25 protein-coding genes and 1 pseudogene are annotated in these 22,780 nt (G+C 73.3%); 11 read left to right on the forward strand and 15 right to left on the reverse strand.

Annotation, left to right across the window (positions count from 1 at the left end; genetic code table 11):
- Positions 1–7: 7 nt before the first annotated feature.
- Positions 8–2,482 (reverse strand): FtsX-like permease family protein, encoded by a 2,475-nt coding sequence (locus ACWEFJ_RS08460; RefSeq protein WP_449713314.1) that lies wholly within the window; start codon positions 2,480–2,482, stop codon positions 8–10.
- A gap of 104 nt (positions 2,483–2,586) precedes the next feature.
- Between ACWEFJ_RS08460 and ACWEFJ_RS08465 the strand changes: the two genes are divergently transcribed.
- A complete protein-coding gene (locus ACWEFJ_RS08465) occupies positions 2,587–3,081 on the forward strand; it encodes an NUDIX hydrolase (protein WP_449713315.1) in 495 nt (164 codons plus the stop codon).
- Complete coding sequence (locus tag ACWEFJ_RS08470; RefSeq protein ID WP_378085808.1) at positions 3,072–3,368, forward strand: DUF6191 domain-containing protein; 297 nt, start codon at positions 3,072–3,074, stop codon at positions 3,366–3,368. Before ACWEFJ_RS08465 ends, ACWEFJ_RS08470 begins: the two co-directional genes overlap by 10 nt.
- On the opposite strand, the gene ACWEFJ_RS08475 is transcribed toward ACWEFJ_RS08470, so the two are convergent.
- The 4 genes from ACWEFJ_RS08475 to ACWEFJ_RS08490 all read right to left on the reverse strand — a co-directional run bounded on the left by ACWEFJ_RS08475 (position 3,340) and on the right by ACWEFJ_RS08490 (position 6,046).
- Positions 3,340–4,260, reverse strand: coding sequence for an aldo/keto reductase (locus ACWEFJ_RS08475; RefSeq protein ID WP_449713316.1), 921 nt, complete (start codon positions 4,258–4,260; stop codon positions 3,340–3,342). The two genes, ACWEFJ_RS08470 and ACWEFJ_RS08475, sit on opposite strands and share 29 nt — an antisense overlap.
- A gap of 132 nt (positions 4,261–4,392) precedes the next feature.
- Complete coding sequence (locus ACWEFJ_RS08480) at positions 4,393–5,235, reverse strand: helix-turn-helix domain-containing protein (protein WP_449713317.1); 843 nt, start codon at positions 5,233–5,235, stop codon at positions 4,393–4,395.
- Positions 5,236–5,284: 49 nt separating this feature from the next.
- Positions 5,285–5,512 carry a hypothetical protein gene (locus ACWEFJ_RS08485; protein ID WP_449713318.1) on the reverse strand — a complete coding sequence of 76 codons (228 nt, stop codon included), beginning with the start codon at positions 5,510–5,512 and terminating at the stop codon, positions 5,285–5,287.
- 129 nt (positions 5,513–5,641) lie between these two features.
- Positions 5,642–6,046 carry an IS5 family transposase gene (locus tag ACWEFJ_RS08490; RefSeq protein WP_449713319.1) on the reverse strand — a complete coding sequence of 135 codons (405 nt, stop codon included), beginning with the start codon at positions 6,044–6,046 and terminating at the stop codon, positions 5,642–5,644.
- A gap of 173 nt (positions 6,047–6,219) precedes the next feature.
- Here ACWEFJ_RS08490 and ACWEFJ_RS08495 point away from each other — a divergent pair.
- A pseudogene (locus tag ACWEFJ_RS08495) lies at positions 6,220–7,331 on the forward strand (IS630 family transposase).
- An 88-nt stretch (positions 7,332–7,419) separates the two neighbouring features.
- On the opposite strand, the gene ACWEFJ_RS08500 reads toward ACWEFJ_RS08495, so the two are convergent.
- Both ACWEFJ_RS08500 and ACWEFJ_RS08505 read right to left on the reverse strand, forming a co-directional pair.
- A complete protein-coding gene (locus ACWEFJ_RS08500) occupies positions 7,420–8,187 on the reverse strand; it encodes an ABC transporter permease (RefSeq protein ID WP_378085802.1) in 768 nt (255 codons plus the stop codon).
- On the reverse strand, positions 8,184–9,092 hold the full coding sequence (locus ACWEFJ_RS08505) for an ABC transporter ATP-binding protein (RefSeq protein ID WP_449713320.1): 909 nt from the start codon (positions 9,090–9,092) through the stop codon (positions 8,184–8,186). Before ACWEFJ_RS08505 ends, ACWEFJ_RS08500 begins: the two co-directional genes overlap by 4 nt.
- A gap of 111 nt (positions 9,093–9,203) precedes the next feature.
- Between ACWEFJ_RS08505 and ACWEFJ_RS08510 the strand changes: the two genes are divergently transcribed.
- Positions 9,204–10,310 (forward strand): sensor histidine kinase, encoded by a 1,107-nt coding sequence (locus tag ACWEFJ_RS08510; RefSeq protein ID WP_449713321.1) that lies wholly within the window; start codon positions 9,204–9,206, stop codon positions 10,308–10,310.
- On the forward strand, positions 10,307–10,951 hold the full coding sequence (locus ACWEFJ_RS08515; RefSeq protein WP_378085796.1) for a response regulator: 645 nt from the start codon (positions 10,307–10,309) through the stop codon (positions 10,949–10,951). The genes ACWEFJ_RS08510 and ACWEFJ_RS08515 overlap by 4 nt, the downstream gene beginning before the upstream one ends.
- A 400-nt stretch (positions 10,952–11,351) precedes the next feature.
- Here ACWEFJ_RS08515 and arc read toward each other — a convergent pair whose 3' ends face one another.
- Positions 11,352–13,151 carry a proteasome ATPase gene (gene arc / locus ACWEFJ_RS08520; RefSeq protein ID WP_378085794.1) on the reverse strand — a complete coding sequence of 600 codons (1,800 nt, stop codon included), beginning with the start codon at positions 13,149–13,151 and terminating at the stop codon, positions 11,352–11,354.
- A gap of 240 nt (positions 13,152–13,391) precedes the next feature.
- Between arc and ACWEFJ_RS08525 the strand changes: the two genes are divergently transcribed.
- Positions 13,392–14,192 (forward strand): Rv0361 family membrane protein, encoded by an 801-nt coding sequence (locus ACWEFJ_RS08525; RefSeq protein WP_378085792.1) that lies wholly within the window; start codon positions 13,392–13,394, stop codon positions 14,190–14,192.
- Positions 14,193–14,258: 66 nt separating this feature from the next.
- On the opposite strand, the gene ACWEFJ_RS08530 is transcribed toward ACWEFJ_RS08525, so the two are convergent.
- Complete coding sequence (locus ACWEFJ_RS08530) at positions 14,259–15,086, reverse strand: tRNA (adenine-N1)-methyltransferase (RefSeq protein ID WP_378085790.1); 828 nt, start codon at positions 15,084–15,086, stop codon at positions 14,259–14,261.
- A gap of 97 nt (positions 15,087–15,183) precedes the next feature.
- Positions 15,184–15,753, reverse strand: coding sequence for a hypothetical protein (locus ACWEFJ_RS08535; protein WP_378085788.1), 570 nt, complete (start codon positions 15,751–15,753; stop codon positions 15,184–15,186).
- Between the two features lie 131 nt (positions 15,754–15,884).
- Here ACWEFJ_RS08535 and ACWEFJ_RS08540 point away from each other — a divergent pair, with 131 nt between their 5' ends.
- Positions 15,885–17,006, forward strand: coding sequence for a sensor histidine kinase (locus ACWEFJ_RS08540; RefSeq protein WP_378085786.1), 1,122 nt, complete (start codon positions 15,885–15,887; stop codon positions 17,004–17,006).
- Positions 17,003–17,653, forward strand: a complete 651-nt coding sequence (locus ACWEFJ_RS08545; protein ID WP_449713322.1) for a response regulator — start codon at positions 17,003–17,005, stop codon at positions 17,651–17,653. The genes ACWEFJ_RS08540 and ACWEFJ_RS08545 overlap by 4 nt, the downstream gene beginning before the upstream one ends.
- Here ACWEFJ_RS08545 and ACWEFJ_RS08550 read toward each other — a convergent pair.
- Positions 17,628–18,758 carry a site-2 protease family protein gene (locus tag ACWEFJ_RS08550; protein ID WP_378085784.1) on the reverse strand — a complete coding sequence of 377 codons (1,131 nt, stop codon included), beginning with the start codon at positions 18,756–18,758 and terminating at the stop codon, positions 17,628–17,630. The two genes, ACWEFJ_RS08545 and ACWEFJ_RS08550, sit on opposite strands and share 26 nt — an antisense overlap.
- A gap of 225 nt (positions 18,759–18,983) precedes the next feature.
- Between ACWEFJ_RS08550 and ACWEFJ_RS08555 the strand changes: the two genes are divergently transcribed.
- The 3 genes from ACWEFJ_RS08555 to ACWEFJ_RS08565 are packed head-to-tail and all read left to right on the forward strand — an operon-like array spanning position 18,984 to position 21,313.
- Positions 18,984–19,850, forward strand: a complete 867-nt coding sequence (locus ACWEFJ_RS08555; RefSeq protein WP_378085782.1) for a RecB family exonuclease — start codon at positions 18,984–18,986, stop codon at positions 19,848–19,850.
- 13 nt (positions 19,851–19,863) lie between these two features.
- Positions 19,864–20,637: a thioesterase family protein gene (locus ACWEFJ_RS08560; RefSeq protein ID WP_449713323.1), complete on the forward strand. Its 774-nt coding sequence runs from the start codon at positions 19,864–19,866 to the stop codon at positions 20,635–20,637.
- Between the two features lie 43 nt (positions 20,638–20,680).
- Complete coding sequence (locus ACWEFJ_RS08565) at positions 20,681–21,313, forward strand: phosphoribosyltransferase (protein WP_449713324.1); 633 nt, start codon at positions 20,681–20,683, stop codon at positions 21,311–21,313.
- Here the strand turns inward: ACWEFJ_RS08565 and ACWEFJ_RS08570 are convergent.
- The 4 genes from ACWEFJ_RS08570 to ACWEFJ_RS08585 are packed head-to-tail and all read right to left on the reverse strand — an operon-like array spanning position 21,298 to position 22,752.
- Positions 21,298–21,585, reverse strand: a complete 288-nt coding sequence (locus tag ACWEFJ_RS08570) for an antibiotic biosynthesis monooxygenase family protein (RefSeq protein ID WP_378085776.1) — start codon at positions 21,583–21,585, stop codon at positions 21,298–21,300. The two genes, ACWEFJ_RS08565 and ACWEFJ_RS08570, sit on opposite strands and share 16 nt — an antisense overlap.
- Complete coding sequence (locus ACWEFJ_RS08575; protein ID WP_033434999.1) at positions 21,582–21,845, reverse strand: phosphoribosyl-ATP diphosphatase; 264 nt, start codon at positions 21,843–21,845, stop codon at positions 21,582–21,584. The genes ACWEFJ_RS08570 and ACWEFJ_RS08575 overlap by 4 nt, the downstream gene beginning before the upstream one ends.
- 51 nt (positions 21,846–21,896) lie before the next feature.
- On the reverse strand, positions 21,897–22,289 hold the full coding sequence (locus ACWEFJ_RS08580; RefSeq protein ID WP_449713325.1) for a hypothetical protein: 393 nt from the start codon (positions 22,287–22,289) through the stop codon (positions 21,897–21,899).
- A 10-nt stretch (positions 22,290–22,299) separates the two neighbouring features.
- Positions 22,300–22,752: an N-acetyltransferase gene (locus ACWEFJ_RS08585; protein WP_378085772.1), complete on the reverse strand. Its 453-nt coding sequence runs from the start codon at positions 22,750–22,752 to the stop codon at positions 22,300–22,302.
- Positions 22,753–22,780 lie beyond the last annotated feature (28 nt).

Raw genomic sequence — 22,780 nt, forward strand, 5'->3', positions numbered from 1 at the left:
TCACGTTTCAGCCGGCGGCGAGCCCGGCGGCGGGCCTGATCCGGGACGCGCCGCGGGCCGGCCCGAACGCCGCCAGCACCGCCAGGACCACCACGCCGGCCCCGCCGACCAGCAACGGGGCGAGCGCCGCCGTCGGCCACACGAACACGCCGACCGCGGCCAGCGCCAGCTCCGCGTACACGAGGCCGAACACTCCCCCGCCCAGCACGCCCACCAGCGCCAACAACACCGCTTCGGCCACCACGCCGCCCTGCAGACCGCCCCTGGTCACGCCCAGCGCGCGGCGCAGCGCCAGTTCCTTGCGGCGCTCCTGCACGGAGATCGTCAAGGCGGTCCCGATGCCGGTCACCGCGACCGCGACGGACAGGCCCAGCAGCACCATCAGCAGCACGATCCCCAGGTCGAGGTACCGCTGGTCCTGCGCGCTCGACTCGGCCCTGGTGTTCACCAGAACGGTGGGCGCGTCGGCCAGGTCGGCCCGCACCCCCGCCTCGTAGGCCGCCGGGTCCGCGCCGGGCTTGAGCGACACCAGGACCTTCGACGCGGGCGCGAGGTCGGGTTCGGCCAGCACCACGTCGGCGTGGTCGAGCAACGAGCCCGTGAAGGTGCCGACGACCGTGGCCGTGCGCGGCCCGCCGGGCAGGCCCTCGACCGTGAACGGCTCGCCGAGCCGCGCGCCGAACCGCTCGGCGTACCGGTCGTCCAGCAGCGCGGTGCCCGGCGCGAAGTCCCGCGCGTCGACGTGCCGGGTGGCCAGCCAGTCGCGCATCCGGTCGGGGTCGGCGCCGACGACCTGCGTCGGGAACACGAAGCCCTCGGCGTCCTTCTGGTCCACGTCGACGCCGTGCAGGACGACGGTGCTCGCGGCTTCGGGCCGGTTGGCCGCCGCGCCCACGGCCCCGTCGAGCGCGCGGCCGCCCGCGTCCACCACCACGGCGTCGGGCCGCGGCTCGTCGGCGAACTCGTCCTCCATGCGCTGCGCCGACCCCACCGTGACGGCGAAGAACGTGACCATGGCGGCGGCCAGGATCAGCGGCATCGCCACCGACGCGGAGCGCTGCGGCACCCGCCGCACCTCGGCCGCGGCCAGCTTCCACTGCGCGCCCCCGAAGCGGCTCGCGACCGAGCCGAAGATCCGGCCGAGCGCGGGCACCACGACCGGTCCGAGCACGCCGAACAGGCCGAACACGGCCGTGATGCCGGAGAACAGGATCAGGAAGATGGCCGCGAGGGAGCCCTGCGCGAGCACGCCGAGCACGGCCATGGCCGTTGCGAGGCCCACCAGCACGAGCCCGAACACGCGGCGGCGGCGCACCACGGCGTCGTCCGGCGTCTGGCCTTCGGACGTCCGCAGCGCGGCGAGCGGCGAGACGCGGGCGGCAGCCAGCGCGGGCCGGACCGCGGCGAACGCGCTGAGCGAGGCGGCCGTGACCACGCCGATCACCAGTTGGCCGGCGGAGGGCAGCAGCGACGGGCTCAGCTCCACCGCGCCGAGCAGCGAGGACAGGCCGGTGCTGTCGAACAGCCGGGCCAGCAGCCACGCCACGGACCCGCCCAGCACCGCGCCGACCGCGCCCGCGAGCGCGCCGGTCACCAGGGCTTCGAGGAGGTTCGCCCAGACGAGTGGACCGCGGTGCGCGCCGAGGCAGCGCAGCAACGCCGTGTGCCGCCGGCGTTGCGCGTAGACGGCGCGGTAGGTGGCGGAGGCGACGAACACCGACGTGGCCAGGGCGAGGATGCTGAACGGCAGCAGGACGGCCGCCAGGTCGTTGTCGGGCGGCGTCGCGGCGACGGCGGCCCGGGTGTCCACCCGGAACCCCTCGCCCGCGGCCCGCGCCACGGCGTCCCGGTCGCCGCCGAGCACGTAGAGCGCCTCGACGCGCGGCGTGCCGCCGAGCTTGGCGGCCAGGGCCTCGCCGATCACGACCTGGGGCTCCTCGGCGAGCGAGCCGCGCACGGTGACGCCCCGGACGACCACGCTCAGCGGCTTGCCGGCGGCGTCCCCGAGCCGCACGGACATGCCCGGCCGGAGGCCGTGGTCGTGGGCGGTGACCCGGTCCACCGCGATCTCGCCGTCCGGGCCGGGCGAGCGGCCCTCCAGGATCGGCACGCGGTGCAGGTCGGGGCGGTCGGGCTCGACGTCGGCGGTGGCGCGGCGCTCGCCCGCCCGGCCGTCGTCGAGGAGCAGGTCGGCGCGGACCTCGCGGACCGGTTGCGCCAGCGTCACCCCCGGAACCTGCGCCACCCGATCGGCGGTCGCCTGGTCGAGCACGGCGTCGCTGTGGGGCGGCGGTTGGACGACGAGGTCGACCCCGGCGGGCACGGTGGGCGCGCCGGCGTTCGTGGCGCGGACCATCGCGTCGCTGAGCATCAGGGCGGCCAGCAGGCAGGCGACACCGACGACCAGGGCGACACCGGGCAGCACGGCGCGGCCGGGCCGGTCGCGGAACTCGGCGACCGCGAGCCGCAGGGATGTGGGCACAACTCCTCCTCGTGACGTTCGCGCCACGAAGGTAGGAAGGAGCGGTGTCGGCAGGCGTCGGCCCGGAGTAGCACCGGCCGGTACGACCTGGGGAGGATCTTCGCGTGGAGCACGTGGTTCTGGTGGACCCCGACGGCACGCCCATCGGCACGGCGACGCGCGCCCGGGTGCGCGCGGAGGGCCTGTGGCACGCGTGCGCGGCGATCGTGGTGCGCTCCCTCGACGGGGAGCGGGTGTACGTGCACCGGCGCACCGACACCAAGGACGTCTACCCCGGGTTGTACGACCCGACCTGCGGCGGCGTCGTCGCGGCGGGCGAGACGCCGGACGAGTGCGCGGTGCGCGAGCTGGCCGAGGAGCTGGGGGTCGTGGCGACGCCGGAGTTCCGGTTCAGGACGACGTTCGTGGACGGAACCATCCGCTACGTCGCGCACGTTTACGACGTGCGCAGCGATGGGCCGTTCACCCATCAGCCGGAGGAAGTGGCGTGGGGAGGCTGGATGGGGCTGGACGAGGTGCGCGCCTCGGCGGAGGACCCGGGGTGGCCGGTGGTGCCGGACGGTCGGGCGTTGATCCGGGAGTGGTTCCGATGGGCATGATGTTCGCGCTGTCGATCCCCGGCCTGGCCGTGCTGCTGGTGTGCCTGGCGGCCGGCGAGCGGCTGCTGAGGTGGGTCCGCAGGCGCCAGGGCCACCCGGTCGTGTCGGCGACGGCGTTGGACGAGTTCACCACCCTGTTCCACGGCGGCAAGCACGTCGAGCTGGAGCAACGGCAGGTGACGTTGATGCTGGGCGAGGACGAGGAGTCGGGCGCGCCACCGCGCGGGCCGGTCGACCTGGAGTCCGGCGCGGTCCGGCTCACGACCAGGCGAGCGACGCCCGAGTAGCCCAGTACCGGTCGGCCGGCTCGGCGCAGTCCGCGAGCGCGTCCGGGTCGAGGGCGACATTGCGTGCCCTGAGGTTGTCCCGCAGCTGCCCCGGACCGGCCGCGCCGGAGAGCACCACGTCGACCCACGGCTGGGCGAGCACGGCGGCCAGGGCGATCGCGTCCGGGCCGACGCCGTGCTCGCGGGCCAGCTCGCTAACCCGGGGCGGCGGGTCGACCGCCAGGCGGCCGTTCGCCAGGCCCTCCTTGACGAACACCTCCGCGCCGGACTCCTTGGCGAACGCCAGCGCGGGCGCGGCGGAGGTCTCCAGCACGTTCCAGGTCGCCTGGACGGCCTCGAACAGCCGCCGCCCTTCGACGGCCAGCTCCAGCGCGCGGCGGATGGTGTCGCCCTGGTGCGGGCCGGAAGTCGAGAAGCCGAGCCGGACCCCGGAGTCCCGCAGGCCGCCCAGGGCCACGAGCAGGTCGAGGTCGCCGAAGAGCGGGCTGTCGGGCGTCAGCGAGTGCACGCTGTAGAGGCCGACGTGCGGGCCGAGGAGTTCCTCGGTCTCGCGCCACTGCCGGGTGAACCGGTCGAGCGAGTGCTCCTTGACCTCGTGCGTGGCCGCGTCCCGCCGCCAGTCGGCGACGTAGGCGTAGCCCCACTTGCTGGAGACGAGGACGTCCTGGTGACCCCGCTCGGCCAGCCACTGCGCCAGGAACTCCTCCGCGCGCCCGTAGGAGCGTGCCGCGTCCACCCGCCTCACCCCGGCCGCGTAGGCGGCGTCCAGGACGGCGTGGCACTGCGCGCGCATGGCGTCCACGTCCCGCCGTTCGGGCAACACCCCGTCGCGGCCGAGGTTGATGTACGCGGGCCGGCCGAGGGCGGCCAGGCCGAGGGCGAAGTCGGGCACGCCGGACACGGTATCGGCCCCTTCCACCCCGCCGCCCGTCGTGCGAGGCGTCCCCGCCCGCCGCTCCCCGACGGGCCACTCGATCGTGCCGACCGACCACGCCCACAGCCCTCACCGTTCGCGGGACCGCAGTCATCTCCCGGCCGCGTCGGCTTCGGGTTGGACGTGCGAGCAACGGTTGGTTCGGCGACGCACATGGGGTACGCGGTAGGTGCGGGCGGTGCGGGTTGGGGCGAGGAGCGAGCAGGAACTGTCGGACGCCCTGATCACCGGCTTGCCGGACATCACCGCTGACCACGAACTTCTGCCGGGTTGGTCAGGCCGCTTGGGATTGTGGTCGGCCCCAGCGTTGGTGGCGTTCGCTGCGGACAAGGGCCCGTTCGCGGCGTTGCGCGGCGAGGATGTCGGGGTGGCGTGCGTTGGCGTTGTGCCAGCGCAGGTGTCGGCACCGTGGTGCGGACGGATCGACAGCGGCCCGAACTGGTCGAAGGCGAAACACCGGTTCGGGAAACGGGTCAGGACCTCGTCGATGCGGTCGAGTTTGGCGTCGAAGGTCGGGTCGTTGGAGGTCTTCCAGATCCCGGTGCGCTGGAAGGTGACACCGTGGCGGTGCAGGATCTGTCGCAGCCGTTCCCGGCCGATCCGGACCCGCCGGTCGGGGTTGCGGTGCAGGTGGGCGGCGAGTGTGCGCAGGCTCCACCGGGTGAAGGGCAGGCCCGCCCAGGTCGGGCGGGCCTTGGCCGCCGCCACGACGAACGCTTCGTCGTCGCGGCTGATCAGGCGAGGACGGCCTCCCGCCCACCTAGGGTCCAGCGTCGCCAGGCCACGGGCGTTGAAGTCGTGGATGACGTCGTGGACGGTGTCCGGGTCGGCGGCGACCAACCGGGCGATCGACGGAGCCGGTGTCCCGGACGACGAGGCAAGGATGATCATCGCCCGGCGCATCCGGATGGTTCCCTGCTTGCCCCGACGCACGTAGTCCAGGAGGCGACGGCCCTCGTCCTCGGTTGGCTAGGGCCTGTCCTCAAAGCCAGATGAGCAGGGTGGCCAGGTCGAGCATGGCTCGGTAGGAGGTGGCGGTCGGGTCGAAGCGGGTGGCGATGGCACGGAACTGCTTGAGTCGGTTGAAGCAGCGCTCGACCACGTTGCGGCGTTTGTCGGCGGTGCGGTCGAAGACCAACGGGCGTCCGCCGGTTCGGCCTTTGCGTTTGCGGTTGGCCTGCTGGTCACGGCGTTCCGGGAGGCCGGCCATGACCCGGGTGAACCGGGTGTAGTCGATGGTGTTGCCGCCGGTCAGGACGATCGACAGGGGTCGGCCGTGGCCGTCGCATGCCAGGTGGATCCGGTGGCGGGTCCGCCCCGGGAGCGGCCGATGGCATGATCACCTGGCTCGTTGTGCCCGCCGCACGATCCGTCCGCCCCCCGTGTGGGACGCGGTCGCGGTCGTGCGGCGGGCTCCGGCGGCGTGCCGGTGGGCGGGCACGATGCCGGAGTCCACCGAGACCTCGCGGTCGGGCTTGTCGATCGCCTCGGCGACCACCCGCACCTTCCCGACCAGCGTGGTGAGGGTGCCGTCGCGCGACCAGCGCCAGAACCGGTTGCAGACCGTCCTCCACGGCCCGTGGCGTTCCGGCAGGTCACGCCAGGCGACCCCGGTCTTGGCCTTGAACAGCATCCCGTTGATCACCCGACGGTCGTCCACCCGCGGACGGCCTTTCGCGCCCGAGGCCGGCGGCAACGGCTCGATCGCCTGCCACCGCTCGTCGGTCAACTCATGCCTGCGCACCACACGCCAAGATCACAGCAGACCCGCCACACCCACTTTGAGGACAGGCCCTAGTGCGTTGACCACATATGTTCACCGGGTTGGGGACACGCCGGACAAGGTCCCCGACTCCGGTTCGTGGTGATCCCATGCTCGGTGGTGACGTAGTCGCCGCCGAGCATGAGGACGGGTTGATGGCCGAGCCGGTCAGAGCACGTCGATTAACCGAGGACGAGGGCCGTCGTCTGCTGAACTACGTGCGGCGGGGCAAGCAGGGCACGATCCGGATGCGCCGGGCGATGATCATCCTGGCGTCGTCGTCCGGGACACCCGCGCCGTCGATCGCACGGCTGGTCGCGGCCGACCCGGACACCGTGCGGGACGTGATCCACGACTTCAACGCCCGCGGCCTGGCGGCAGTGGACCCTAGCTGGGCGGGAGGCCGTCCCCGCCTGATCGGCCCCGACGACATCGCGTTCGTCCTGGCGACGGCCAAGGCCCGCCCCGCGAGGGCGGGCCTGCCCTTCACCCGGTCAAGCCTGCGCACACTCGCCGCCCACCTGCACCGCAACCCCGACCGGCGGGTCCGCATCGGTCGGGAACGACTGCGGCAGATCCTGCGCGAACACGGGATCACCTTCCAGCGCACCCGGACCTGGAAGACCTCCAACGATCCGGACTTCGACGCCAAACTCGACCGCATCGACGAGGTCCTGACCAGGTTCCCGAAGCGGTGTTTCGCCTTCGACCAGTTCGGGCCGCTGTCGATCCGCCCGCACCACGGCTCCGGCTGGGCACCGAGAACCAGGCCCGACCGACTGCCGGCGACCTACCGCCGCACCCACGGCATCCGCTACTTCCACGGCTGCTGTTCCATCGGTGACGACAAGCTCTGGGACGTGACCCGCCGCCGCAAGGGCGGCGACCACAGCCTGGCCGCCCTCAGGTCGATCCGGGCGGCCAGACCGGACGGCGCGCCGATCCACGTGATCATGGACAACCTGTCGGCCAACAAGACCCCGAAATCCTCGGCTGGGCTGCCGACAACAACGTCGAGATCTGCCTGACCCCGACCTACGCCTCCTGGACCAACCCCATCGAGCCGCAGTTCGGACCACTGCGCACCTTCGTCATCGCCAACTCCAACCACCCCAACCACACCGTCCTGGCCAGACGGCTCCAACAACACCTGCGCTGGCGCAACGCCAACGCCCGCCACCCCGACGTCCTCGACGCCCAACGCCGCGAACGAGCACGCATCCGCAGCGAACGCCACCAACGCTGGGGCCGACCACGAGCAGCCTGACCAACCCGGCGAACCTATGTGGTCAACGCACTAGCGGGGGAGATCGGGTGAGAGGGGCGGAGGTGGGTGTGCGGGTGGGGTGGGGTGGTTAGGCGTCGCGGTGGTGGAGGGTGATGGTGGCGGTGGTCAGGGTGAGCAGGACGTAGAGCAGCATGGTCAGGGCGGCGTAGGGCGGGGACAGTGGGGTGCCCGACATCTCCCCCGAGAGTTGGGGGGCGAGGGCGGGGAGCGTGATCGAGTAGGCGCGCTCGTCCCACGGCTCCGGGAGGAGCATGGTCAGGGAGGGCACGACGAACAGCAGGGCGCACAGGGTCACCAGGGTGCCCGCGGTGGAGCGGAGGATGAAGCCCAGGGCCAGGCCGAGCAGGGCCAGCAGCACCAGCGAGGCTGTGTTCGCCAGCAGGGCCGGCAGGGCGTCGGCGAACGAGCCGTAGGCCGAGATCGGTTCCGGGCGGTCGCCCGTGATCAGTTCGCCCGTCTGGTAGGCCAGCAGGGTGGTGACCGCGCCGACGCCCAGGGACGCGCCTGCCACCACGACGACCTTCGCCAGCAGGTACTTCCGGCGTTGGGGCACGGTGACGAGGGTGGTCCGGATCATGCCGCTGCCGTACTCCGCGGTGATCGCCAGGGCACCCAGGACGCCCAGGCAGAACTGGGTGAACGGGACCACCATCATGCTCGGGTCGGCGGCTCCGAACTTCTCCCGCACGTCCGGCGGCGAGGTGTCCCAGTCGGCCGTCATCAGGTACGACACCAGCGCGCCCACCGCCAGCGACGCCGCGATCGCGAGCAGGACGTAGGTGGTCGAGCGGACCGAGCGGAGCTTCAACCACTCCGAGTTCAGCACGTCCGTCATCGGGCGGTCTCCTTCGTGCGGTACTCCACGCTGTCCTCGGTCAGCTCCAGGTAGGCGTCCTCCAGGGACGCGCTGCGCGGGGTCAGCTCGTGGATCGGGATGCGGGCGCGGGCGGCCAGGTCGGCGATGGCCGGGGCGTCCAGGCCGTGCACGAGCAGCGCGCCGTCCTCGGCCTCCGTGCTCGCGCCGGCGGCGGTCAGGGCGGTCACCAGGGCCGACCGGTCCGGCGTCCGGACGAGCACGTCCTTCTTGAACCTCTCCTGCAGGTCCTGCATCGAACTCTCGAGGATGAGCCTGCCCCGCCCGATGACGATCACCCGGTCGGCGGTCAGCGCCATCTCGCTCATCAGGTGGCTCGACACCAGGACCGTGCGGCCCTCGCGCGCCAGGCCGCGCATCAGGTGCCGGATCCACCGGATGCCCTCCGGGTCGAGGCCGTTGACCGGCTCGTCGAACAGCAGCACGCCGGGATCGCCGAGCAGGGCCGCCGCCACGCCGAGGCGTTGCTTCATGCCCAGCGACAGCGACCCCACGCGTCTCCTGGCCACGCCCGCCAGCCCGACCTGCTCCAGGGCCGCGACGACCCGGCGGTCCTTGATGCCGTTGCTGCGGGCGAGCACGCGCAGGTGGTCGTAGGCCGACCGGCCGCCGTGCACCGCGCCCGCGTCGAGCAGCGCGCCGACGTGGTGCATCGGGCGGCGGATGTCGGCGTAGCGCCGGCCCTCGACGAGCGCCTCGCCGCTGGTCGGCCGGTCCAGGCCCAGGATCGCCCGCATCGTGGTGGACTTGCCGGCCCCGTTGGGCCCCAGGAAGCCGGCGACGTAACCGGGCTTCACCTCGAACGACAGGCCGTCCACGGCGCGGGCGCGGCCGTAGCGCTTGGTCAGGTGCCTCACTTGGATCATGGGGATGAGCCTGCTCGGGTGTGGGGGCGGGCGGATCGGACCAGGGTCCGGGGTTTCGGGTCGGACCGTGGTCCGACGCCCTCCGCCCCGCCGCCGATTACGGTGCCGAGCGTGACCTCACGAGTCCTGCGCCTGCTGCCGACCGCCTACCTGTATGCGCTCGACACGGCGGCCGCGGTGCTGGTCGTCACGGTGTACCTGGAGTTCGCCCGCGCCGGCGGGGTGTCGCTGTGGCTGGGCGTGCCGCTCGCGGCGCTGGTCGGCGCGCCGCTGGCGCTGCGCCGCAAGCGGCCGGTGCTGACGCTCGGCGTCGTGCTGGCCGCGCAGAACGTGGCCACCCTGACCCACGTCACGCTGGAGCCCTACAGCGCGACCGCGTTCGCGCTGTACATGGTGGCCGCGGTCTGCGCGCACCGGGTGGCGGTGGCCGCGCTGGTGTGCTCGGTCGGCACGGCGTGGGTCGCGGTGCTGGTCAGCGAGCCGTGGCCGGACTCGGCCGGGCTGGCCGTGTTCCTGGCGCTGGTGACGGGGTCGGCGTGGGCGTTGGGCCGCACCACGCAGGTCCGCCGGTCCTACGAGGCCCGCGAGGCGGCCGAGGCCGCGTCCCGGGCGCTCACCGAGGAGCGCATGCGGATCGCCCGGGAACTGCACGACGTGGTCGCGCACAGCCTGAGCCTGATCACGGTCAAGGCCGGGGTCGCCGCCCACGTGGCCCCGGCGCACCCCGAAGAGGCGCGGGAGGCCCTGGAGGTCATCGAGCGGACCTCCCGCGGCACCCTGGTGGAGATGCGGCGGCTGCTCGGCGTGCTGCGGTCGGAGGACGCGCGGGTCGAGCTGGCGCCCATGCCCGGTCTGGCCGATTTACCCGAGTTGGTCTCGCGCGCGTCGCTGGCGGGGGTGGACGTGTCGCTGTCGGTGTCCGGCTCGCTGCCCGAGGCGCTGGGGCTGACCGTGTACCGGATCGTGCAGGAGTCGGTCACCAACGTGGTCAAGCACGCGGCGCCGGCCTCCTGCGAGGTGTCCGTCGTCGTCGGGGAGGATTCGGTCCGGGTCTGCGTGGTCGACGACGGGCCGGGCGAGCGGGTCCTGGCCGGTGGCGGCGGTGGGCACGGGTTGATCGGGATGAGGGAGCGGGTGGCGGTGTACGGCGGGACGTTCTCGGCGGGACCGCTGGCCGGGCGCGGGTTCGCGGTGCGCGCCGAGGTGCCGCTGACGTGATCGACGTGGTGATCGTGGACGACCAGGCGCTGCTGCGGGGCAGCTTCCGGGTGCTGGTGGACTCCGCGCCCGACCTGCGGGTGGTCGGCGAGGCCGGCGACGGCGCGGAGGCGGTGTCGGTCGTGCGGGCGACCTCGCCGGACGTGGTGCTGATGGACGTCCGGATGCCGGGCGTGGACGGCATCGCGGCGACCCGCGAGATCAGCGCCTCCTCGGCGGCCAGGGTGCTGATCCTGACCACGTTCGACCTGGACGAGTACGTCTACTCGGCGCTGCGGGCCGGGGCGAGCGGGTTCCTGCTCAAGGACACTCCCCCGGCCGACGTGCTGGCGGCGGTCCGGGTGGTGGCCGAGGGCGACGCCCTGCTGTCACCGTCCGTGACGCGCCGGCTGGTGGCCGAGTTCTCCCGCACGCCCGAGCCGCGCCGGGTCCGCCTCGACTCGATCACGGAACGTGAGCAGGAGGTGCTGCTGCTGATCGCCCGCGGGTACTCCAACGCCGAGATCATGCGCGAGCTGTACCTGTCCGCCGGCACGGTGAAGACCCACATCGGCCGCCTGCTGCACAAGCTCCAGGCCCGCGACCGGGCGCAGCTCGTGATCGCCGCCTACGAGTCCGGCCTGGTCACCGCCCGCTCCTGACCCTCCGACCGCGCAGAACGCCGACGAATCCGACCCGGTCACCGCGCCCGCCACGCGGGACACCCCGCCCGACGAGCCCCGCCGGCTCACGGCCCGGCCGTCACGCAGCCACCACGCGGAGACCCGCCCGAGGAGCCCCGCGTCACCGGCCGGCCCTCGCCTGCCACACGCAAGCCGCTCGACGTTGATGGCGAACGGCGCGTCGCGGCGGCCGCGCACCGCCCGAGTCCCAGCCTGCCCACGCGCCGCCTCATCCACCATGCGAAACGCCCGCCCGAGTCCCGGCCCACTCACCGCCAGCGCCCTCACCCACCACGCGGAACGCCCGCCCGGCCGAGGTGGCGGGGCGGGCGTTCCAGGCGGGTCGCCGCGCGATGACGGCGTTACGGGTAGGACGGTGTCACAGGTACTGACCGGTGTTCGTGGCCGTGTCGATGGCGCGGCCCGACTCCTGGTTCTTGCCGGTCACGAGCGTGCGGATGTACACGATCCGCTCGCCCTTCTTGCCCGAGATCCGCGCCCAGTCGTCCGGGTTGGTCGTGTTGGGCAAATCCTCGTTCTCGGCGAACTCGTCCACGATCGCGTCCAGCAGGTGGCGCACCGACAGGCCCGGCTGCTTGGTGTCCAGCAGGCTCTTGATGGCCGCCTTCTTCGCGCGGTCGACGATGTTCTGGATCATCGCGCCCGAGTTGAAGTCCCGGAAGTACAGGACCTCCTTGTCACCGTTGGCGTAGGTGACCTCGAGGAACCGGTTCTCCTCGGACTCCTCGTACATCCGCTCGACCGTGTGCTGCACCATGCCGTCGATGCAGGCCACCGGGTCGCCGCCGAACTCGGCCAGGTCGTCGGCGTGGATCGGCAGGTCGGGCGTCAGGTACTTGTTGAAGATGTCCTTCGCGCCCTCGGCGTCCGGGCGCTCGATCTTGATCTTCACGTCGAGCCGGCCCGGGCGCAGGATCGCCGGGTCGATCATGTCCTCGCGGTTGGAGGCGCCGATCACGATCACGTTCTCCAGGCCCTCGACGCCGTCGATCTCGCTGAGGAGCTGGGGCACGATCGTGGTCTCGACATCGGACGACACACCGCTGCCGCGGGTCCGGAAGATCGAGTCCATCTCGTCGAAGAACACGATGACCGGCGTGCCCTCGGACGCCTTCTCCCGGGCCCGCTGGAAGATCAACCGGATGTGCCGCTCGGTCTCGCCCACGAACTTGTTCAGCAGCTCGGGGCCCTTGATGTTGAGGAAGTAGCTCTTGGCCTCGCGGTGGTCCTCGCCGCGGGCGGCGTGGACCTGCTTGGCCAGCGAGTTCGCCACCGCCTTGGCGATCAGCGTCTTGCCGCAGCCGGGAGGGCCGTAGAGCAGCACGCCCTTGGGCGGACGCAGCTTGTACTCGCGGAACAGGTCGGCGTGCAGGAACGGCAGCTCCACGGCGTCGCGGATCTGCTCGATCTGCCGGTAGAGGCCACCGATGTCCTCGTACCGGACGTCGGGCACCTCCTCCAGCACCAGGTCCTCGACCTCGGCCTTGGGCACGCGCTCGTAGGCGAACCCGGCCTTGGAGTCGACCAGCAGCGAGTCGCCCGCCTTCAGCGGCGAGTCCATCAGCGGCTGGGCGAGCCACACGACCCGCTCCTCGTCGGCGTGGCCCACGACCAGCGCGCGACCGATCGAGCCGTCCGCCGTGTCGGTCGTCAGCACCTCGCGCAACGTGCACACCTCGCCGGTGCGCTCGAAGTCGCCGCCCTCGACCACGGTCAACGCCTCGTTCAGGCGCACCGACTGGCCCAGGACCAGCGACGCCGTCTCGACCGCGGGCGATACGGAGACCCGCATGCGGCGGCCGGAGGTGAACACGTCCACCGTGCCGTCGTCGAACCTGGCCAGGAACACGCCGTAACCGCTCGGCGGCTGGGCGAGGCGGTCGACCTCCTCGCGCAGCGCGAGCAGTTGGCTCCGTGCTTCTCGAAGGGTGTCGATGAGCTTCGTGTTGCGCTCGGTCAGTTGGCTGACGCGCTCCGTCGCCTCGGCCAACCGCTGCTCCAGCAGGCGGACGTGTCGTGGGGATTCCGTCAACTTGCGGCGCAGCAACGCGATCTCGTCCTCCAGGAACCTGATCTGCGCTGTCAGCTCACCAGAGTTGTTGCCCTTGTTCAGCTCGCCACCCTCATCGGGCTGGCTGCCGGGATGACCGTGCTGCATGTCGGCACCCTCCTCCCGTGTTCGTACGACAACGGTACCGGCGATCACCGACAAAAGCCGCCACCCAGCGGGTTCCCGGGCGTCGTGTGATGACACAAACCGCCCGCTCGGCCGGATCAACTGCTCCATACCGGTGTCTGCCGGAACCTCCTACCCGCTACCGTGCGTCCCATAACGAGTCCCACGCGCGCAGTCCGGGCAGTGTCCACTGCCACCTGCAAGAAGTTCTAGGAGAACGTGATGTCCGTCCCGCCGCAGCAGCCGGGTCCCTACGGTCAGCAGCCGGGTCAATTTGGCCAGCAACCAGGCCAATTCGGCCAGCAGCCGGGGTACGGCCAGCAGCCCGGCGGGTACCCGCCGCCGCCCCAGGGTTTCCCACAGGGTGGGCAGCAGCCCGGTTACGGCACGCCACCCGGTGGTTACGGTCAGCCCGGTCAGCCCGGTCCCGGTCAGCCGCCCTACGGCCCGCCCGGCCAGTTCAACCAGCCCGGTTACGGCCAACCGGGTGGTTTCGGCGACCCCTACGGCACGCCGCCGCGGAAGAAGAGCCCGCTGCCGTGGATCCTGGGCGGCGTCGGGGCCGTGGTCGTGATCGGCGTGGTCATCGCCCTGGTCCTGACGATGGGCGGTGGCGGCAACGGCACCGCCAAGGACGCCGCGGACAGCTACGTCGCTGCCGTCAACAGCCGTGACTTCGACAAGCTCAAGACGCTGACCTGCAGCGAGAAGCACGGCACGATCGACGATATCAAGAAGGCGACCGACCCGGGCGCGTTCGCCGCGGAGCTGGAGAAGGAGCTGAAGGACCTGCCGCCGGAGTTGAAGGAGCAGGTCGAGGCGGCCCAGGAGGCGGCGAAGAACATCAAGGTCAACCTCACCGTCGACAAGGTCGAGGAGAAGAGCGACACGGAGGCCGCGGCCACCGTCTCGGTCCGGTTCGACGGCGTCCCGGACAACATGAAGGAGTTCGTCAAGGACCAGACCGACACGCTGCCGTTCAAGAAGACGGACGACGGCTGGGTCGCCTGCCCGGACAACTGACCGCACCCGCGAGAACGGCCCCGCACCTCGCGTGCCGGGGCCGTTCTCGCTGTTCAGGGCCTTGCGTCAGCCCTTGGACGGCCTCCGCTGCGGCCGGGGCGGCGTGACGCCGTCGGCGAGCCGGCGGGTGGTCAGCAGGAACGCGGTGTGCCCGATCATCCGGTGCTCGGGCCGCACCGCCAGGCCGACCACGTGCCACGGCCGCACGAGCGTCTCCCACGCGTGCGGCTCGGTCCAGTGCTGCTGCTCCCGGATGGCCTCGGTGACCCTCGACAGCTGCGTGGTGGTCGCCACGTACACCACCAGCACGCCGCCGGGGATGAGGCTGCGGGACACCGTGGGCAGCACCTCCCAGGGCGCGAGCATGTCCAGCACGACCCGGTCGACCTCGCCCTCGTGCGCGGCCACGTCCCCCACGGTCAACGACCAGTTGCCCGGCCGCTCGCCGAAGAACTGCTCGACGTTGCGCACCGCGTGGTCGGCGTGGTCCTGCCGCACCTCGTAGGACGTCACGCTGCCCTTCTCCCCCACCGCCCGCAGCAACGAGCAGGTCAGGGCGCCCGACCCGGCGCCGGCCTCCAGCACCCGCGCGCCGGGGAACACGTCGCCGTACATGACGATCTGGGCGGCGTCCTTGGGGTAGATCACCTGGGCGCCGCGCGGCATGGACAGCACGTAGTCCGGCAGCAGGGGCCGCAGGGCCAGGAACGACGTGCCACCGACCGAGACGACCACGGACCCCTCGGGCTGCCCGATGAGCTTGTCGTGCGGCAACGCGCCGCGGTGGGTGTGGTACTCCTTGCCCGGTTCGAGCACGATCGTGTAGTGCCGTCCCTTCGGGTCGGTCAACTGCACCCGGTCTCCCGGTCGGAACGGACCACTGGCGGTGCTCACCGCGGCGAACCTCCTGCTGCACGCGTCGTCAAGGGCGCACGATGGTCGCACGGACGCCGCGCGCGGCCGGCGGCAGGTGCGCCCCCGCCCGACGCGCTCAGTCGCCCTTGACGGCGGCCTTGTCCTTGCGGAACAGCTCGGTGACCGTGTGGTACAGGGGCCAGCCGACCAGCCAGATCAGGCCGACGACCGTCATGGTGGCCATCTGCCCCCACAGCGCCAGGGTGCGCTCCCGCGTGCCCGCGACGTAGGTGAGCAGCAGCACCACCGCGCCCGCGATGGCCCAGGCCAGCACGAACTTGCCCCACTCGCGCCACTCGTAGCGCACCTTCGCCGCGCCGTGCCTGGGAGGCTTGGTCGGCGGCGGGCCGCCCGCGAACCGGTGGGCGACCCGCTGGTCGGCCCACCGCAGCATGGTGTGCCCGAACGCCACGCTCACGCCCAGGTAGACGGCGGCGAGCCCGTGCGCCGCCGTGGCCTCCCCGCCCGACCGCAGGTCCACGACGGTGGCCACGAGCAGCACGACGTCCACGACGGGTGTGCACACCAGCAGCACCGCGCTCAGCCTGCGCATCCGGAGCGCGTAGCGGGCCAGCAGCCCCGCGCCCAGCAGCACCCAGAACCCGATCTCGCACGCGACGATGACGACTACCAACGGATCGACCACGGGATCAATCCTGCCCACTCGCGGCCTCGCGCGCGTCGGCGGGCCGAACGACATCGCGTCATCAGTTAGTAGGACGCCGCCGGGTCGGTTGGGGGGACGACCGGCGTGCGGCCCTGTGCTGTGATGACGGGGTGGAGCTCCACGGGAAACGCCGGGACGTGCTGGTCGCGGCGCTGTTCTTCGGCGTGGGGCTGCTGGTCGCCTGGCTGGGGATGGACCTGGCGCCGGGCGCCCGGGGCACCGCGGCGCCGACCTGGGCCCGGGTGGGCGTCCTGGCGGTGGCGTGCGCCGGCCAGGCGTTCCGCCGCGGCTCGCCGCCCGTGGCGTTGGCCGTGGTCGGGGCGGCCGTGCTCACCGACTGGCACTTCGACCTGGGCATGCCGGTGCTGATGGTGTGCGTCGACGTGCTGTTCGTGGCCACCCTGCACGGGCCGCGCCGGCTGCACCGGTTCCTGGTGGGCGGCGTGGCGGTGGCGACGGTCGGCGTCACGGTGGCGGCCGCGGTGCTGGGCGACTGGCGGCAGTCCTTCTCCACCGGTCTGCAGGTGTTCTCGCTGCTCGTGGTGCCCGTGTGGTGGGCGACGAACGTGCGGCAGCACCGGGAGAGCGCCGAGCAGGTCGCCCGCATCGCCGAGCTGGACCGGCGGGCCGCGGTGAACGCCGAGCGCAACCGGATGGCCCGCGACCTGCACGACGTGGTGGCCGGGCACCTGTCGGCGATCGCCATCCAGTCCGAGGCGGTGCTGTCGGTGCGGGAGCCCTACCCGGAGCGGGTGCGCACGGTGCTGAGGTCGGTCCGCGAGAACAGCGTCCGGTCCCTGGCCGAGATGCGGACCATGATCGACGTGCTGCGGGCCGACGGGCCCGCGGACGAGCCGGTGGCGGTGCGGCTCGCGGACGTGGGCCGGCTGGTCGAGTCGGCCGCCGCGAGCGGGCTGGCGGTGGAGCTGCGCGGCGCCGACGTGGGCGAGTTGCCGGTGGAGGTGGAGCTGGCGGCGTACCGGGTCGTGCAGGAGGCGTTGACCAACGCGGTGAAGCACGCGCCGGGCTCGCGCACGTCGGTGGTGCTGGAACGGCAGGTCAGGCGGTTGGTGGTGGTCGTGCGCAACGACGTGGTCGACGGGCCGCGCGGCGACGGGACGGGAACGGGGTTGGTGAGCATGGCCGAACGCGCCCACCTGGTCGGCGGGGAGTTCTCCGCGGGCCGCGACGGCGACGGCGGGTGGGTCGTGCGGGCCGGGTTCCCGCTGTGATCCGGGTCGTGGTGGCCGACGACCACGCGGCGATCCGCGCGGGCCTGGTGATGATCCTCGACGACGCGGACGGCGTCGAGGTGGTCGGCGAGGCGGCGGACGGCGCGGAGGCGGTGCGGCTGGCGACGCGGCTCGCGCCGGACGTGGTGCTGATGGACATCCGGATGCCCGGGATGGACGGCATCGAGGCGACCCGGCGGCTCAGCGGCGTGTGCGACGTGCTGGTGCTGACCACGTTCGACCTGGACGAGTACGTGCGGGGCGCGCTGCGGGCGGGCGCGGCCGGGTTCCTGCTGAAGTCGGTGGAGGCGTCCGCGCTGGTCGACGCGGTGCGGCAGGTCGCCGCCGGGGACGGCGTGCTCGCGCCGGGCGTGACGCGGCGGGTGATGCGCGAGTTCGCCTCGACCGCGCCGCGGCCTCGCCCGGCCGGGCTCGACGCGTTGACCGAGCGTGAGGTCGAGGTGCTGGTGTGCCTGGGCGAGGGTCTGTCGAATCACCAGATCGGGCGAAAGCTGCACATCGGTGAGACGACGGTGAAGACCCACGTGTCCCGGGTGCTGACCAAGCTGGGCCTGCGGTCGCGGGTGCAGGCGGCGATCCTCGCGCAGGAGGCCGGGCTGCTCAGCGGCGGTCCAGCGCGGCCTTGAGGTCCTCGCGGCGCAGCACGCCCGCCGGTCGCCCTTCGAGGTCGACCACCAGGTACTCCCAGGCGGCGGTGCCGTGCACGCGTTCCACCACCTCCGCGCCGGTCTCGTTCTCCAGCAGCACGGTCTCCGGCCGGATCGGCACGGCGGCCTGCTCGGCGGGCGCGTGCGGTGACGTGCTGGCCAGGCGGGTGGCCAGCTCGCGGTCCAGCAGGCCGGCCGCGACCCCGTCCGCGCGGACCAGGACCACGCCCCGGCCGGCGGACGCGGTGAGCGCGCCCGACACCGGGCTCTCGGCGGGCAGTTGCAGCACGGGTCGGACGAGCTGGCCCAGGGTCAGGCCGTCCGGCCAGGTGCTGCGGCGCTCGGCGGTCAGCTCGCCGCGCGCGCCGGCCAGCACGAACCACGCGGTCAGCAGGCACACGCCGAAGCGGATCCAGCGGTCCTCGGCCCCGTCGAGCACGCCCCACAGCGCCCAGACGACCAGCAGCGCCGCCACGACGCCGCCGCCGATCACGGCGGCCCTGGTGCCCGCCGCGCGGCGGCCCGTGACGGCCCACACGCCCGCGCGCAGGATCCGGCCGCCGTCCAGCGGCAGGCCGGGGAGCAGGTTGAACACCGCGACGGCGGCGTTGGCGAACGCGGTCTGCGCGATCAGCAGCCAGACCGCGTCCGGCCGCGGGATGGCGGCGGCGGCCAGCGCGAACAGGCCGGCCAGCACGATGGAGACGATCGGGCCCGCGGCGGCGATGGCGCCCTCGTGGCCGGGGCGGGTCGGGGTGCGCATCACCTCGGACACACCGCCGAGCAGGAACAGCCGCAGCCGGCGCACCGGCAGGCCCAGGCGCAGGGCGACCAGGCTGTGGCCGAGTTCGTGCGCCAGCACCGAGAGGCCGAGGAAGATCGCGAACGTGGCGGCCAGCAGCACGCCGGTGAGCCCGCCCGCGCCGGGCGCGATGCGGCCGACCAGCGGCGCGTAGAGCACCACGATGGCCGCCGAGCCGAGCCACCACGAGGGCGCGAGCAGCACCGGGATCCCGGCCGCGCGGAACAGCGGCAGCCCGCCGTCCCGGCCGACCTGCCGCCGCCAACTCCCCGTCGTCGCCACGTCCCGAGCCTAGGGTGCCGGGTGTATCGGCACTGTGTTGGATCAGCGCCGGGCGCGGCGTCCCGGTCGGCCGGGCCGCCGTGGGCTCCGGTCCGCGACGCCGCCACCAGCGCCGTGACCTGCACGGCGAGACCGACCGGCACACCCGCGCACACCCCGACGAGCGCACCGGGCGCCCCCGCCGGAACCCGATCTTGTCGGGGGCTTGGCCTATGGTTCTCGACCATGGCAGTGCCCACGATCACCGAGCGCCCGGTCCGCAGGCCGGCGCTGTCGCCCTCCCGCGCGGGCGACTTCAAGCAGTGCCCGCTGCTCTACCGCTTCCGCGCCGTCGACCGGCTGCCGGAGAAGCCGACGAGGGCGCAGGTGCGCGGCACGGTGGTGCACGCGGTGCTGGAGGACCTGTTCGGGCTGCCCGCGGCCGAGCGGCTGCCGGAGACGGCGCGGGCGCTGCTGGGGCCGGCGTGGGAGCGGGTGCGGGCGGAGCGGCCCGAGTTCGCCGAGCTGTTCGCCGAGGGCGACCCGGAGCAGGAGCGGTGGCTCGCCTCGGCGGAGGAGCTGCTGGACGGCTACTTCGGGCTGGAGGACCCGCGCCGGTTCGACGCCGACGCGCGCGAGCTGCTGGTGGAGTGGGAGCTGCCCTCCGGGGTGCTGCTGCGCGGGTACATCGACCGGGTGGACGTGGCGCCGACCGGCGAGATCCGGGTGGTCGACTACAAGACGGGCGCCGCGCCGCGCGAGGTCGGCGAGGCCAAGGCGCTGTTCCAGATGAAGTTCTACGCGCTGGTGCTGTGGCGGCTGCGGGGCGTGGTGCCGCGCCAGCTCCGGCTGATGTACCTGGCCGACCGGCAGGCGCTCGCCTACCAGCCGGACGAGGCCGAGCTGACCCGCTTCGAGCGCACGCTGGAGGCGATCTGGGACGCGATCCTGCGCGCGGCGAAGTCGGGCGACTTCCGGCCGAACCCGGGCAGGCTGTGCGACTACTGCGACCACAAGGCGCTGTGCCCGGCGTTCGACGGCACGCCGCCGCCGTACCCGGGCTGGCCGGAGCCGGACGCCGGGGTGGAGACCGCGCTGGACCGGGCCGACTGACGGGGGCCGACCGATGGACGCGTTCTACGAGCGGCTGGCCGACGACCGGTTCGCCTCCACCCGGCACACCTCGGGGCCGTGGAGCGAGGACAGCCAGCACCTCGGGCCGCCGTCCGCGCTGCTGGTGCGGGCGCTGGAGCGGTGCGCGCCGCGTCCCGGGACGGCGCTGTCGCGGGTCGCGTTCGAGGTGCTGGGCCCGGTGCCGGTGGCGGAGCTGACCGTGACGGCGTCGGTGCTGCGGCCGGGCCGTTCGGTGGAGCTGCTGACCGCGGAACTCGCGCACGCCGGCCGGCCGGTGCTGCGGGCCCACGCCTGGCGGATGGTGGTCGGCGACACGGCGTCGGTCGCGGCCGGCGACCAGGGGCCGCCGACCCCGCCGGCGGAGTGCGGGCCGATGGCGATCCCGGAGCACTGGCGGGGCGGCTACCTGGGGGCGATGGAGTGGCGCTCGGTCCGCGGCGGGGTCTTCACGCCCGGCGACGCGGTGGTGTGGGCCCGGCCGCGGGTGCGCGTGGTGGCCGGCGAGGAGCCGAGCGCGACGCAGCGCCTGTTCACCGCGGCGGACTCGGCGAGCGGCGTGTCGAGCCGGCTCGACCTGCGCACCTGGTACGCGATCAACACCGACCTGACCGTGCACCTGCACCGGGAACCGGTCGGCGAGTGGTTCGCCCTGGACGCGCGGACCGTGATCGGACCGTCCGGCGTCGGCGTGGCGAGCAGCGTGCTGCACGACGAGCGCGGCGAGGTGGGGCGCGGCGCGCAGTCGCTGTTCGTGCGGGAGCGCTAGCCCGGCGGTCGCCGGCCGCCCGCGACGCGCGCACCATGGGGGTGTGAGGTTCGCGGACCGCTCCGACGCCGGCCGGGTGCTCGCCCGCGCGCTGGCCGACCGGACGTGGACCGACCCCCTGGTGCTCGGCCTGGCCCGCGGCGGTGTGCCGGTGGCGGTCGAGGTGGCCTCGGCGCTGGGCGGCGAGCTGGGCGTGGCCGTGGCCCGCAAGATCGGCGCGCCCGGCCACCCCGAGTACGGCGTCGGCGCGGTCACCGCCGACGGCGCGCCGATCTTCGACGAGGACGCGCTGCGCCTGCTCCGCCTCACCGCCGACGACCTGGCCGAGACGTGCGCGGCCGAACGGCAGGAGGCCCGGCGGCGGCTCGCGCGGTACCGCGACGGGCCGGTGCGGCTGGAGGGCCGGGACGTGCTGGTGGTGGACGACGGGCTGGCCACCGGCGTCACCGCCCGCGCCGCCCTGCGGGAAGCCCGCGGGCAGCGGCCCGGCCGCCTGGTGCTGGCGGTGCCGGTGGGCGCGGCGGACGCGGTGCGCGCCCTGGCCGAGGACGCCGACCTGGTCGTGTGCCCGCACGCGCGGGCCGACTTCCGCGCGGTCGGCCGGTTCTACGAGCGGTTCGACCAGGTCACCGACGACCAGGTGGTCGCGCTGCTGGGCGGTCAGGGCTCGCGGTAGTGCTCGACGGTCGGGAACGGGTCGTAGAAGTGGTGCAGCAACGCCTTCCAGCGCGGGTACAGCGGTCCCTGCCGGAAGCCGACCGTGTGGTCCTCCAGCCGTTCCCACCCCACCAGCAGCAGGTACCGGGACGGTCGTTCGACCGAGCGCCGCAGGTCGAGCGAGACGAACCCGGGCGAGCGCGCCACGAGCCCGCGCGCCTCGGCGAACGCCCGCTCGAAGTCCGCCTCCAGCCCGGGGCGGACGTCGAGCGCGGCGACTTCCAGGATCACAGGTGCTTGTAGACGTCTTCGAGGGTCAGGCCGCGGCCAAGCATCAGCACCTGCACGCGGTACAGCAGTTGGGAGACCTCTTCGGCCAGGCGTTCGTCGGACTCGTGCTCCGCGGCGATCCAGACCTCGCCGGCCTCCTCCAGCACCTTCTTGCCCTGCGCATGCACCCCGGCCTCCAGAGCCGCGGCGGTGGCGGAGCCCTCAGGGCGGGTGCGTGCGCGTTCGCTCAGCTCGGCGAACAGCTCGTCGAAGGTCTTCACGGGGTCTGATCCTCCCATCCCCCGAACGGCCGCAGGCAGCCAGGACCCCGGTCAGGCCGGGACGGACCGCGCCGCGCGGGCACGGGCGCGCAGCCCGGCCGCCTGCGCGGCCACCGACGCCACGGCGAACACCGCGCCCAGCCCGGGACGCGGCCGGACGGCTGGGATGACGTGGTCGAAGATGTGGGACGAGGCGTCGTAGCCGGTCGCGACGACCACCGCCGCCACCAGCGCGACCACGGCGAACGCCGCCGCCACCGGCAGCGCGGCACGCGGCGGCGCCATCGCGGTCGCGTGCATCGCCGACGCCGCGCCCACGTAGGCCCACCAGAGCGGCAGGCGGGGCAGCTCGACGTCGATGCCGCCGTAGTGCGACCACGGCACCAGCACGGCGAGGACGGTGAGGCAGACGGCGACGATGGTCCACTTGGCCGACGAGGTCACCACACGGACTCTAGATCCCGTACTCGGGACTGGTGAAGGGCCACACCTCGGCGATCCACTTCGGCACGAACGCGTCGAGCGCGCGTTCCAGGTCGGTGCCCACGTGCCCGTCCACGACCCACCAGGAGATCCGCGCGTCGGCGGGCTCGTGCTCGGCCACGGGGTCGATGTAGACGCAGCCGAGCAGCGCGGTCTCGGCGGCGTCGAACAGGGCGTAGTTGAACGACTCGTGCGCGTCCTGCTCGCGTTCGTGGCGGGCGAGGTCCACCCGGTCCTGCTCGTGGGTCATGTCGGCGGGCGGCCAGCCCCACTTCTCGCCGTACCGCGACCACAGCCGCTCCCGCGAGCCCATCACGGCCGGGTAGTCGATGTCCACATCGGACTCGCGGATGGGCCGCAGGTGGTGCTCGGCGTCGAGCGGCACGCGGGTCGGGTGGGCGAAGTCAGCGGGGAGCCAGGGCATGCGCGGATTGTGCGGTGGCGTGGCCGCC

This window comes from Actinosynnema sp. NPDC004786 (assembly GCF_053601135.1).